An 11,823-nucleotide genomic window follows, 5' to 3' on the forward strand; every position below is an offset into this window, starting at 1 on the left:
AAATATTAGGTTTTAATGAAGTGGAACCGTTTCAATATCTGGATTGTTCTTAGCTTCAAGATATTTTCTTAGTATTTCCTGATCTAATTCCGAACTATCTCCATATTGCTTACGTAATTCTAATAGTTGTTTTTTTAATTTTACAACCACCTCAGCATAAGTAGGATCGTTTATTACGTTTTTCATTTCTTGTGGATCTTTTTTACGATCGTAAAGTTCCCATTCGTCCACATCATAATAGAAATGAGCCAATTTATAATCTTGAGTTATGATGGCATAATGTCTTTTTACCATGTGAATTCCTGGATATTCATAATAATGATAATACACAGCATCTCGAGTCCATTCATCATCATTACCAAGTAATAATGGGATTAAACTCTCTCCTTGCATATCTGCAGGTGGCACCACATGAGCAGCTTCTAGAATAGTTTGTGCAAAATCTAAATTTTGCACCATTTCAGTATTTGTTGTGCCTGGTGTAATCACATTTGGCCATTTAATCAATAATGGCGTTTTAAAAGATTCGTCGTAAACAAAACGTTTATCAAACCAACCGTGTTCTCCTAAATAAAACCCTTGATCTGAAGTGTAAACAATGATGGTGTTTTCATCCAAGCCTGTTTCTTCTAAATAATCTAATAAGCGCCCCACATTTTCATCCACAGAAGCAATACACCCTAAATAATCTTGCATATAGCGTTGGTAGCGCCATTTCATCAATTCTGTTTTGCTCATTGTTGAATATTTTGTTTTAAAATCTTCCATCATGGGCTTATATACAGAATCCCAAACGGCACGTTGCTCTGCATTCATACGACCTACTTCACGATCAAATGCTTCAAAATCCCAACCAGACATATCTTTTATGCCTAATTCTTTCATCATTTCTGGATACAATTTTGAATCTCCTGCCCAATTCATATGTGTTAAAAGATTCATTTCAGCAGTTTTTGCTGCAGTACCTCTTCCTTCATAATCATCAAATAAGGTTTCTGGCTCTTTAAAAGTTTTTTTGGTATATTCTTTAAAATGACGAGGTGCAGGTAACCATTCTCTATGGGGAGCTTTTTGCATAGAAAATAACATAAATGGTTTATCCTCTTGTCGTCTATTTTTTAACCAATCCAGCGTCATATCCATTATAATATCCGTTACATAGCCTTCAACAGTTATTTTTCCTTCATTGGTATTAAAATCAGGATTGTAATATTGACCCTGACCAGGAAGAATTTTAAATTCATCTATTCCCTTTGGATTATTTCCAAAATGTAATTTTCCGAACATAGCGGTTTGATAACCAGCTTCTTTCAAAAGTTGAGGAAAGGTCATTTGTGATTCATCAAAAGGAAAAACATTATCTACTTTTCCGTGAATATGACAGTGCTTACCCGTTAAAATAGTAGCTCTTGATGGGGCACAAATAGAATTTGAAACACAGGCATTGGTGAATTTTATACCTTCTTTTGCAATACGATCAATATTTGGAGTTTCTATCAAGTGATTGCTATACGCACTTATTGCCTGATAGGCGTGATCATCAGACATCATAAAAATGATATTAGGCCGTTTTTCTGGCAGTGTCTTTTTTACTTGTTTTGCTTCTGATTTACAAGATATTAATCCTATAAAAAGCAAAACAACCATTATTTTTAAAACAGTTATTTTTTTCATCACAATATGGTATATTTAGTAAATATTTATATTTTTATAATTATAACAGCCAAAGTACGACTCGGTATTTCAACTTTATGTGATTTACTATGTTCAATTTGATATTCATATATTTTAGACTCTTCTTTATTATTTTGAACTAACACGTAAATTTCATCATTGTTTTTTACCGTAATCCCGTTTTCTTTAGCATAATTAGTAATTCCTCGGTTAATATAAGTAGCCACCTCTCTTAAACTATTAGAAGCTTGGTCATTACTTCATCTTGTAAAGAAGCAGGCAACGCCATTAAAGCCTCTCCTCCAATTTCATTAAAAGCTTCATCAAAACCTTCCAAAGTTTGAAACTCAATATTGGGGTATAATTTAATTTTAGCATCATAATTACTGGAAATAACCGTTCCGTTTAAATCCATATTATGAATAGATATTTTACCATTTGGTATATTACCAGATAATTTTAAAACATGTAATTCTACCTGATTTTGAGATAGCACTATCGGACTTGTCAGTAAAAACAATATAAACAATTGGATAGATGTTTTTATCATCGCAAATTACTTTAATTATTATTTGCTATATGAATAGCAAAACCATTGTTGCTATTTACTTTTAAATTTAATTTTGAATTATTATTAATTTCAATCTCTTCAATTTTAACCTTTGTTCTTGTATTTACAGTTTCATCATCTGTATAAACCTTAGCTGTGTAATTTTGCCCTGCTTTTAAAAATGAGAAATCTAATTCAACATTACGCTCTGTTACGCCATTAATTCCTCCAACAAACCAATCATTACCATTACGTCTGGCAATAACTCCAATTTCACCAATTTCAGCATATAATACTTTTGTTTCATCCCAAGTAGTAGGAACTGCATCAAAAAATTCTAATTCAGGTTCATTACCAATATGTTTAGTATCCCCCCAAAGTCCATCTAATTTTTCTGGTGAAGCTGCAGGTTTGTCATACCAATACAAAAACTGTAATGGACTAAAAATACAAACTGTTTTAGCCAATTGTGAAGCATGTGACCCCATTTTATCAACTCTCTTATTGTAGTAACATACCGTATTATCTGCAGCACCTGCCAACATTCTAGTAAACATAGTTATTAGTGTATGCGCATTGGGTACTGTTTCTTCATCACCCCTAATACCTTCTTGAGTTAATAAATTTGGATAGGTTCTTGAAAAACCTGTTGGTCTATACTCGTCATGAATATCTATAATCATTCCATATTCTGCCGTTTTTTTAATCGCATCGTGCAACCATGCTGTCGCATCTTGATCTCCAACACGCACAAACCCATATTTAATTCCAGCAATACCCCATTCTTTAAACAAGGGTAGCAAATCATCTAATTGCTTCTCTAATGCACGACGATTTACATATAAAATTACACCAATTCCTTTCTCCTTTGCATAGGCTGTTACTCCTTGCATATCTAAAGGTCCTTTTGATCGTTTTGGATCTAAAGTAACGGTAGTAGCATCTGAACTATTTTTCATTTCATCGCCATACCAACCAGCATCAAACATGATATATTGCATATTATGTGCTGACACAAAATCTATTGCCGCATAAGCACCATCTGTAGTTAGTGTAGTTTCACGAAGTACCTTTCCTGGTTTAATCCAAGATTCATCTGCTATTTTTGAAGGATCATTTAAATTTTGAATGATGTAATTATTCTCCAATAATTCCCCATAAGATTTCCCAATCATTACCACTCGCCATGGAGATTGGAATGGCAATTTTTTATGCACTTTTATACCCGTATTTTTGCGGTTTGATATAATAGCCCCCGTAATAGTATCTTGTTTTTGTTCTCCCATTTTACCATCTAATTCAGAGAGAATGCTATATTTTGATGACGTACCTTTATTAAAACTTAATCTAGCATAATCCACAAGTTTAGCTTCTGCTAATGCTAAAATTAAACTATCATTCATCTCTATAACTAAAGGTCGCTCAATGCCTAATTCTAATTGACTTAAGGGTATTTTTTTGTATTCGCCTTGAGCTGTTAGTTTCCTTGGTTCTCTTTTTGGAGTTGACCAAACATGATAATCACTATCAAAATTATAATGAATTTTTTCCTCCAAACCAATTTCTGTAATATTATTTTGCTCTGGAATTTCATAAGAAAAAGCAATACCTTCGTTATAAGCTCTAGCAATAATATTTACATAACCTTCACCTAACTTTAAATATATTTTTAATTGATTGTAATGATCAGGTATGGCACTAAGTTCACTAAATCGTGATTGCCATGTATTATTTTCTGAACTATTTTCAATATCTATTACTGAAACAGTTCCTGAAAAATTAATAGCATCTGAAAACAATTCTAAAGCAGAAGTTTTAATAACTTCTTCTTTATTATAATGAATTGAAAAAGTAATATCATCATTTTCATCGTTTAAGAAACTTATTTTTTTTGTTTCATCAGGTGATGCAACTTCAATAATTTGCGCCTGTTTGCAATTACTAAAAAGCAACAAAGTAAAAACAATAAATACACTATACTTTTTTAAAGGTTGAATCATTTTTTTATTTTTTAAGTTCAATTGAAATATTCTGAAAAGAAGTTAATGGTACTTTAAAAACTACCACTTTTTTACCATCTATTTGTGTTCGTGCGCCATTTAATTGTTTAAAACCAATATTCATAATAACGTCTCCTTTTTTATAAATATCTGGTATAGTTAATAGCATAGCATCATTACATGTTAGTTGAAATTGTTCTCCAAAAACAAAAGTTGCTGCACCTGATTTTTTTCCTAAAATTTCTACAGTATACCCATTATAAGAGATTTTTTTTCCAGCTCCTATAAAGAGCGTAGTTGCTTTGGCCGTTTTAGTTAGAATACCGAAAGTACCATCAAAATTTATAGCATCATGAGAATAGCTTCCTAACTCATCAGAAGAAAATACATAATCAATTCTATCGGATTTACTTTCTACAACTAAACCAACAAAACTTTTATTAGAAGCATTTTTAAAGGTTTCTACATGCTTAATTGTTGATGGCTCACTTGTTGTTGAAGGCTCGTAAACTGTAACAAAAGGGGTATTCCAAGCTTCACCGTATTGTCTTACAACCGTGGTTAAAAGTGGTGCTTTTTCTATATTATCTGGTAGTACGCCTCTAAAAGCTTCTGAATACGGTGCTTTTACTTTAAATATTTCTCGATTTTCATTACCATTCATCCACATATTCATACTCACATTTTCTTTACCTTCAACAGTTAAATTATAAATTGCTTTAAAAGGCAAATTAGATTTTACTGATTTTTCATCTGACAGATAATTATACGCTTTTATATTACCCGATTTAGCATTTAATTTTGATGATGATTGTAAGGCTATAGGCTGATTATCCATTGTAGTAAACTGTAACTCCTGTCCTAAATTATGATAAAAATAATCGTGGTATTTAGCATTACCTTCTTTTGTTTTAGATCTGAAAATATCTATATAATAGCCTGACGTCTCTCCTGTTCGCACAATACTCATAACTCTATTTTGGTCAGAATTTGTGCTAGGCTCATGAAAATAGAGGTCTGAAAAGTTAATATTAGGATAATAACCTGATTTTTTTTCGGAAACCGGATAAAGGTTATTTACTTCAAAAGCATAATAACTCCGCATTTTATTGTATGCCGATTTACCATTTACAGATACCGTATTGTGTGCCGGAATTTGCGAGTAATACTCTCGATAATCTGGTCTATAATAACTAGAACCTCTACCAGATTCAGGAGCTAAAATATAACCTTTGCCATAAAGTTCCATAGCAATTCCGTTAGAATGAGTATGATTGCCTAAGGCTCCTACCTGAGAAACCATTAAACCTTGTTTTTCATCTAACCCATTTCTCATGGCCACCCAACTAACTGTAGGTGCATAAAACGAATTGGTCATGTAATCAATCATTTTTGCAGGCGTAATAGTACTATCCAAATAAACCGTTGTATCATATAATAAATCGTAAAATGCATTTTTACTTTTTTTCGGTTTTAAAGCATCATGCTTTCCTTGGAGCATATAAATAAGCGAGGTAAACTCTTCTTCTTGTTGGCGGTTATTAAATTGTTGTGCGTTACTAACAAGATCTAAAAAAGGTTGTGTTTCAAGTGGGCCGTAATGTGAGTCACCAAAAGCTACAATAGATTTATTAGGATATAGATATTGAGGCATGATAGTAACGGCCTTAGGGATAATTGGCATACCAGGCATAATATTAACTCCTAACGATTCCTGAATTACCCTTGCTAAATGCGTAAATCCTTTTGCAACACTTAATGCATAACCCGCGCTTTCGTTCCAAACTCCATTCTGATCATAGCCATAAATCAAAACATCATTAACAGACCATTGCCTAGGTTCAGATTCATTAAAAACGCGATTTAAATAATATTGGCACCCTTTTCCATCTTTATACATTTTATCTTCATCTAAGGCTAAGGCTATTTCAATAACTTTACCAGCTTGATGCAAATTCCAGTTATTATCTGGTATCCCATTTTTTATAATAATTTCGGCAAGCTTCTTTAATGAGGCTGTATATATATCATTTTCTTTTTTATGATTTTTTTGAATATAATAGTATAAAAAATCATACGTTTCAGCCAATTCATCTACAATATTTTCTTTAATAACTTGAAAAGATGTTAAACCAATAACATTTTGAACACTTCCTTTTTTGATGTCAATTGGTTCGTTTCTATAATACAAACCATGCATATATACATCAAATAAATGAGTGGCAAATCTTGCATAATCTTCATCACCTTCAACAAAATAAATTAAGGCAGCATCCCGAGCTATGCCCATAATATTTTCATTGGTATTTTCAATTACACGTCCTGTTTTTTGTGGCTGAACCCATTCCCATTTATTTGTTTTTCTGTTTTCAAGATATAACCCTCTTTCATCCTCCAAATAAGGTTTTACGTCTTCTAATTTTGGAGTTTTATAATCCGTTACATAATCACGTTGACCAGTTAGGCGTACCGTTGGAACTGGAGCTCTACCTTCTGCATGTGAGTAATAAGATCCATTTACATACACATCTGTTGCATGACTTTTCCAATACATTTGAAAACGCGACGATAACCATTCTGGCTCTGTTTTAAATTGAACCACATACTTATCTATTTTTTTTTTAAAATCTTCATATGATTTTTTAATATCATCAGAAGCTTCAATTTTTTTAAGAATATTTTCCTTATTTATTTTACTTGATATTAAACGTGGGTGTTCTCGTTCAATTTCTGATGGAAATATAAATTGTGCATTGGCTATATTTATAAAAATTAAATAAGTAAATATTATTATTAGTTTTTTCATTTTTTTTAAAATTCTATCTATTCATCGTTGCGTAACCAAATATGACTACCGTCTAATAATCCTTTATATTGTATTTGAAACTCTTTTTTTATCGAATCAAAAACCTCTGGTTCTTTTAAAGATAAATCCTCGGACTCTACAATATCATTTTTTAAATTAAACAGAGCATAATCAACAAGTTTTGCGTTTTTTACTAAAGCTTCATTACCATCATATAAATTATGAATTCTTGGTAAGGTTTTACCCTCTGATTCTATTCGAGCCATTATTTTCCAATCTCCACTTCGCATAGCAACTCTTTGTTCATTTATAGCGTCATAAAAAGCCCAAATAAGCGGTTTGGTTCGCTCAAATTCACCATTATCCAGAAGTGATTTAAACGATTCACCATCTAATTCTCTTTTAGGTAACTCTGCACCGGCCAACTCACAAAAGGTTGGAAGAAAATCCAATGCAGACACAACAGCATTTGTTGTTCCTGAAAAACTATTCTCGCCAATCCAACTTACAATTCCTGGCACTCTAAAACCTGCTTCATTAGTCCACAATTTCATACCTTTTAATTCACCTGGAGTACCATAAGATTTTTTAGCCCTTTGATAGCGCATTAAAGTTTCAGGACCATTATCTGAACTAAAAAGAACAAGTGTATTATCCTTATGTTTTTTCTCCAAATATTCAATCAAACGTCCAACTGCTAAATCTACATTTTCAACATTAGCAAAATATTCAGCCTCTTCTCTATTTTTTGAAAAAGGCAAATATTTTTGAACTAAATCTTCAGGTGAAGCAATAGGCTCATGTGGTTCATGAAAAGCCACTTGAAGAAAAAATGGATTATCATCTTGTTTTTTATCTAACCACTCTAAGGCTTCCGTAATTATAATTTGACTACTAAACCCTTCTATTTCACCAACTTCCTGACCATTCCTAACAAAATTATTAGGGTTTTGATGACTTGGTGCAGCATTGTTGTGAGTTGCCATCCAATAATCAAATCCAAAATCATTTGGTTGTGGTTGTTTGTCTGAATTAAACCTTGAAGAACAATGCCATTTACCAACTAAGCACGTTGAATATCCTACAGATTTTAATAAGGCAGGTATTGTTTCTTCATGTGCTTGAAGGTGAACTAAATCTCTATTATCATCACTTTTTTTAAGCCCTGGTATAAAATCATAAATTCCTGCACGATTTGGACTTCTACCCGTTAATAGCCCTGCTCTAGAAGGCGAGCAAACTGGGGCCGTAGAATAAAAATTAGTCAGTTTAATTCCCTTTTCAGCAAGCTGATCTAAATTTGGTGTTTTTATAATAGGATGTCCAAATGATGATAAATCACCATAACCTAAATCATCGCATAACAATACAACAATATTGGGTTGTTTTACAGTTTCATTTTGCACCTCCATAGCACCTGTCTTTGAAGCATCCATTTTTTTACAGGAAACATTCAATAAAATTGTAATTATTAAAAAAAGCTTAACTAAACTTAAATTCATGTGTATTTAATTGTTTGAGTTATAAAAAAAATCACTAAAAAAAAGCATTTGATACTTTATGGAATTTACCCAATATTTATTGGTATGTCCTCCTGGTCTTTCTATATAATCATGAGGTATATTGCGTACTAAAAGTTTTTTATGTAAGCGTACATTATCTTCATAAAAAAAGTCATCCGTTCCACAATCAAAAAGAAATTTTAAATTCTTTCCATTAAGCAAATGCACTAAATTAATAACAGTATTATTTTCCCAGTTTTCTGGGTTTTCAGCATATGTCCCTAATCGCTTATAAATATCCCAACCCTGTGGGAACCCTCGCAAATCCACACCTCCACTCATACTAGCTGCTACACCCCAAACATCAGGGTTTTTAAATGCTAAATACAACGCACCATGTCCGCCCATACTGTAACCAGTAATAGCCCTATTATTTTTATCTGGAACTGTATTATATGATTTGTCAACACTAGCTATAAGCTCTTTGGATATATAGGTTTCATATTGCATGGTCTTATCAATAGGGCTATCAAAATACCAGCTGGTTTTATCTCCATCAGGACATACAATAATAACCTTATACAGATCGGCATACAACTCAATATCTGGAACTTTCCCTAACCATGATTTATAATGTCCTCCGGCACCATGAAGAAGATAAACAACGGAATAAGCTTTTCCTTTTTTTGAATATGAATCTGGAATAATAACTACATTTTTTATAGTCTTATTCATAGATTTACTATATACTAACAGTGTATCTACTTTTGATGCATAAATATGAATAGACCAACAAAAAACAAGTATTAAACCGACTATTTTTTTCATGCGCATAACCTTTTACTTCTTTAAAATAATATCTTCTAATTCCTCCAAAGTTTTCCCTTTTGTTTCTGGCATCATAAAGGCAACAAATAACAATTGTAACACCATCATTCCAGCAAAAATCAAGAAAACGATTCCAGGACCAATCATAGGGTGGTTAAATAAAAATGGAATTGAAGATGGAATTATTGCTGCTAAAACCCAATGTACAGAACTTCCAAAGGCTTGTCCAGATGCTCTCAAATGATTTGGAAATATTTCAGATATAAAAACCCAAATCACAGCTCCCTGACCAACAGCATGTGCTGCAATAAATAAAAATAAGAAAACGGGCACAGCCATTCCTGTCCATCCTAAGAAAAAGGCAGCAGAAACTAAACCTAACGAAACGATATAACCTATGGAGCCAATATACATTAATGTTTTTCTTCCTAATTTATCAATTAAAAACACCCCTAACAATGTAAAAACAAGATTAGTAGCTCCAATTCCTATACTACTTAACAATGCTGTACTTTCTCCTAGACCAGCTTCTTCAAAAATACGAGGCGCATAATATAAAAATGCATTGATTCCTGATAATTGATTAAAAAAGGCTATTAAAAATGCCAATATCAATGGGAATCTATATTTTTTTATAAAGATACTCTCTGTCTTGTCGCTTTTATCTGAATGCGAATTGTATTCCGTTATTAATTCATCAATATTCGCATTTGGCTCTATTATCTTTAATACCTCTCTAGCTTCAGCTTCACGAGATTGAGACAACAACCATCGTGGACTTTTTGGAACCTTAAAAGCAAATAAAATATATAAAATTGCTGGTATAGCTTCAACACCAAGCATCCATCGCCATGCATTTTCACCTAAATCACTCAATAAGTAATTAGATAAAAAAGCTATCATAATACCAAAAACAATATTAAATTGATACATGGCTACTAAACGCCCTCTATCTTTAGCAGGCGCAATTTCTGAGATATATGCAGGAGCTGCAATGGTTGAAGCTCCTACTCCTAAACCTCCTATAAAACGAGCAAAAGCAAATATATAAGGATCATTAGAAAATGCAGACCCTATTGCTGAAACTGCAAACAAAAGACCTATAACAATCAATGTATTTTTACGTCCGTATTTATTAGTTGGAAAACCACCAAAAAGAGCTCCAACCACAGTTCCCCAAAGCGCTGCTCCCATAACTACCCATCCGTGAAAAGCATCTGAAGACTCCCATATGGCTTGTAATTTTTTATCTGCACCTGAAATTACTACGACATCAAATCCAAATAAAAACCCTGCAAGTGCTGCAGTAATGGACCATAATAATATTTTTTTATTCATTTTATAAAAAGTGTTAGTTGGTTTTATTAATTATTTATTTAAAGGAATTACCATATTCCATGTTTTTGTCCCATTTCCAAATCCGCCAGGGCCATCCATTGTAGCGAAGAATATATGGGTAGGTTTTCCATTTTCAACAAAAACAAATGGGCGTTCTAACTGTCCCTGCTTAATAGTTTTACCATTGTTCCATTTTACTGTTTTTGTATAAGCTTTTGGGCTATTATCAATTACCCAGTTAATACCATCTTCAGAATGCGCCAGTAGTCCGTCACCTTTTCCTCCAGTTATTAATCCTCGCTGATCTTTAGCTATCATGTGGTAACCTTCATCATCACTCCATAAATGTGGATCTTCCACCTCACCAAAACGTTCCATAGAAAACAACGGTTCATCACCTTGTACAGTATATACTCCATCAAACGATGGCGCGGTAGCTACACCTATACTCATGTCACTTTGCTTTATACCATCTTGATTATAACTTCTACCTTTAAAAAGAAGTACAACTGAGCCATCACTTTTAATTAATGGTGAAGGATTAGACGTTAAATAACTATAATAAGAATTTGGCTTTACATCTAAAATTGGTTCATTCAATCGCTTCCATGGTCCATAAGGGCTTTTGGATGTTGCAATACCAATTCGTTTACCCCACCTAGCTGTAATACTCCATTTTGTAGACAAACCAAATTCAGTTATATTATCTTCAGTAACATCTTCAAAAGGATGTGTGGACCCCATATAATAAAGAATATAAGTATCTTTGTATTTTACTATCTTTGGATTATGACATGAACGTCCGTCCCAATATTGAGTACCTCTATTTCCTAAAGCAACAGCTTCAAATTCATAAGGTCCTTCTGGAGTAATTGACGTGGCATGTACAATTTCCGAAGCTATCATCCATCCTGGATGGAACGGTAAAAATTTAGGCCAACGCGATGCAAACATATGATATTTACCATCATCGCCTTTAATTACCGAACTACCCCAAACCCAATAGTTATCCATTTGCAAACCACCATCCATTGGCGCTGCTTTCAAGTTACTATAAATATAATTTTGTGCTCCGCAACAGGCACAAATTAACCCAATAAAAAGAAAAAAAATAGATTTAATCAT

General features: G+C 32.7%; 9 protein-coding genes. All 9 read right to left on the reverse strand.

Features of this window, described 5'->3' with window-relative positions; genetic code table 11:
- Nucleotides 1–12: 12 nt before the first annotated feature.
- The gene (locus APS56_RS06090; protein ID WP_054726035.1) at nt 13–1,674 is read right to left on the reverse strand and encodes a sulfatase family protein; all 1,662 of its coding nucleotides are present in this window, start codon (nt 1,672–1,674) and stop codon (nt 13–15) included.
- 26 nt (nt 1,675–1,700) lie between these two features.
- A complete protein-coding gene (locus tag APS56_RS06095) occupies nt 1,701–1,901 on the reverse strand; it encodes a hypothetical protein (protein WP_054726038.1) in 201 nt (66 codons plus the stop codon).
- Between the two features lie 5 nt (nt 1,902–1,906).
- Entirely contained in the window at nt 1,907–2,224 is a 318-nt protein-coding gene (locus APS56_RS06100; protein ID WP_054726041.1) for a hypothetical protein, read from the reverse strand.
- 11 nt (nt 2,225–2,235) lie between these two features.
- Nucleotides 2,236–4,224, reverse strand: coding sequence for a glycoside hydrolase family 97 protein (locus APS56_RS06105; RefSeq protein WP_157757617.1), 1,989 nt, complete (start codon nt 4,222–4,224; stop codon nt 2,236–2,238).
- Nucleotides 4,225–4,228: 4 nt separating this feature from the next.
- Nucleotides 4,229–7,030, reverse strand: coding sequence for an endo-acting ulvan lysase-like protein (locus APS56_RS06110; RefSeq protein WP_054726046.1), 2,802 nt, complete (start codon nt 7,028–7,030; stop codon nt 4,229–4,231).
- Nucleotides 7,031–7,047: 17 nt separating this feature from the next.
- A complete protein-coding gene (locus APS56_RS06115) occupies nt 7,048–8,466 on the reverse strand; it encodes a sulfatase-like hydrolase/transferase (protein ID WP_082379421.1) in 1,419 nt (472 codons plus the stop codon).
- 72 nt (nt 8,467–8,538) lie between these two features.
- Nucleotides 8,539–9,360, reverse strand: a complete 822-nt coding sequence (locus APS56_RS06120; protein ID WP_054726049.1) for an alpha/beta hydrolase — start codon at nt 9,358–9,360, stop codon at nt 8,539–8,541.
- 12 nt (nt 9,361–9,372) lie between these two features.
- Nucleotides 9,373–10,698, reverse strand: a complete 1,326-nt coding sequence (locus APS56_RS06125; protein ID WP_054726052.1) for a sugar porter family MFS transporter — start codon at nt 10,696–10,698, stop codon at nt 9,373–9,375.
- 30 nt (nt 10,699–10,728) lie between these two features.
- The gene (locus tag APS56_RS06130) at nt 10,729–11,823 is read right to left on the reverse strand and encodes a glycoside hydrolase family protein (protein WP_211259740.1); all 1,095 of its coding nucleotides are present in this window, start codon (nt 11,821–11,823) and stop codon (nt 10,729–10,731) included.

The organism is Pseudalgibacter alginicilyticus, from assembly GCF_001310225.1.
In the GTDB taxonomy this organism is placed as follows: Bacteria; Bacteroidota; Bacteroidia; order Flavobacteriales; family Flavobacteriaceae; genus Pseudalgibacter; species Pseudalgibacter alginicilyticus.

What these genes read in the sequence shown, in the direction of transcription:
- APS56_RS06115 (WP_082379421.1), bottom strand. Translation starts at nt 8,466, where the DNA reads ATGGATGCTTCAAAGACAGGTGCTATGGAGGTGCAAAATGAAACTGTA.
- APS56_RS06090 (WP_054726035.1), bottom strand. Translation starts at nt 1,674, where the DNA reads ATGAAAAAAATAACTGTTTTAAAAATAATGGTTGTTTTGCTTTTTATA.
- APS56_RS06120 (WP_054726049.1), bottom strand. Translation starts at nt 9,360, where the DNA reads ATGAAAAAAATAGTCGGTTTAATACTTGTTTTTTGTTGGTCTATTCAT.
- APS56_RS06100 (WP_054726041.1), bottom strand. Translation starts at nt 2,224, where the DNA reads ATGATAAAAACATCTATCCAATTGTTTATATTGTTTTTACTGACAAGT.
- APS56_RS06125 (WP_054726052.1), bottom strand. Translation starts at nt 10,698, where the DNA reads ATGAATAAAAAAATATTATTATGGTCCATTACTGCAGCACTTGCAGGG.
- APS56_RS06105 (WP_157757617.1), bottom strand. Translation starts at nt 4,224, where the DNA reads ATGATTCAACCTTTAAAAAAGTATAGTGTATTTATTGTTTTTACTTTG.
- APS56_RS06110 (WP_054726046.1), bottom strand. Translation starts at nt 7,030, where the DNA reads ATGAAAAAACTAATAATAATATTTACTTATTTAATTTTTATAAATATA.
- APS56_RS06130 (WP_211259740.1), bottom strand. Translation starts at nt 11,823, where the DNA reads ATGATTAAATCTATTTTTTTTCTTTTTATTGGGTTAATTTGTGCCTGT.